Below are 1,371 nucleotides of genomic sequence, written 5' to 3'. Positions count from 1 at the left end.
AACACGTGATTTACAACAGTATATGCACAGACTTTTAAAGCTAATAAGTTTAGCGCTTGTCGTTTTAATTTTCCCAAATAGTTATAAAGAAACTGTTTCTTTACCTGTCATTTCTAAGTACGTGGAGTATAAGCTTTCTTTTCCATTGGATACTGTACTTTGGTACTCAGATATTGCTCTTTGGTATTCTTTTTTAGTCTGTGTATTGTTCCTTATGTTGCGTACACGTAGTTTAATAAATATATCTATTTACACACTACAATGCTTAGTTAAAAACCAAAAGTAAAATTTCCGATTTTATAAAACTGTTCAGATTACGTTGTCTCTTCTCAACGTTCGATAAAATCAACAAAAACATCAAAAAATCATTGAAAAAGGCGCGTAACAATGACTCATGTCTGCTCACCATTGAGATATCCAGGCGGTAAGGCTGCACTGTATGGAAAAATCAAAGAAATATTTGAGAAAAATGCATTAAATGGCTGTTCCTATAGAGAGCCATTTGCTGGCGGGTGCGGACTTGCTCTAAAGCTTCTTTTTAATGGTGATGTTAAAGATATTTACATTAACGATATTGATCTGTTCATTTGGAGCTTTTGGTATTGCGTTTTGCACAAGACAGAAGAATTAATAGAAAAAATCAATACAACGACCATTAACTTAGAAGAATGGTACATACAAAAAGAAATTTCTCCTGCAAGTGCAGATGTGCTTAGCGCAGGATTTGCAGCACTCTTTTTAAATCGCACAAATAGATCTGGAATTATTAAAAATGCTGGACCAATTGGAGGGAAAGGACAAAGCGGTGCCTATAAAATAGATTGCCGATTTAACAAAGAGAATATAATTGAACGCATTCTTCGCATAAGTGAACAAAAAGATAAAATACATTTAACTCGTTTAAATGCACGGGAATTTTTGCTACGTTATGGAACTGATGAAAACACCTTTTTTTATATGGACCCTCCTTATTTTAAAAAAGGAAAAGGGCTTTACACTTCGTTTTACAAAGCTAATGATCATAATAATTTAGAGAATGTCATCTCCCAACATGTGACAGCGCCTTGGCTAATTACTTATGACAACGTTGAAGAAATTAAATTTTTGTATAGGCAATATCTCTCAATAGAATTTAGCTTACAATATTCTCTACAAGAGAAAAGGCAAGCTACCGAATTGATGATTTTTTCACCTAAAATCAAAGTACCTCAATTTTTAGAAAAGAATATAGGCTCGCTTCTCAAAGCAGCTTAATTGCAGATTTCATTAATAGGAGCTTTAATCACATGCTTACACCATTTGGCAAAACCTTACGTAAAATTCGTATTGATCGGACAGAACGTTTATTAGATATGGCTAATAAATTAGGCG

Annotated in this window: 1 protein-coding gene and 2 pseudogenes; all 3 read left to right on the top strand. The window is 33.4% G+C overall.

Annotated features, from left to right (window positions below):
- Positions 1–286, top strand: a pseudogene (locus tag ACFIKU_RS09695) (hypothetical protein); the annotation flags it as partial.
- Positions 287–387: 101 nt separating this feature from the next.
- The gene (locus ACFIKU_RS09690) at positions 388–1,254 is read left to right on the top strand and encodes a DNA adenine methylase (protein ID WP_015856259.1); all 867 of its coding nucleotides are present in this window, start codon (positions 388–390) and stop codon (positions 1,252–1,254) included.
- 32 nt (positions 1,255–1,286) lie between these two features.
- Positions 1,287–1,371: pseudogene (locus ACFIKU_RS09685) on the top strand (XRE family transcriptional regulator); the annotation flags it as partial.

This window comes from Bartonella sp. CM120XJJH, from assembly GCF_042194715.1.
In the GTDB taxonomy this organism is placed as follows: Bacteria; Pseudomonadota; Alphaproteobacteria; order Rhizobiales; family Rhizobiaceae; genus Bartonella.
The sequence above is the reverse complement of the archived record's forward strand: the minus strand, read 5'-3'. Positions and strand labels throughout refer to the sequence as shown.

Coding starts and splice junctions, on each gene's coding strand:
- ACFIKU_RS09690 (WP_015856259.1), top strand. CDS start 388: ATGACTCATGTCTGCTCACCATTGAGATATCCAGGCGGTAAGGCTGCA.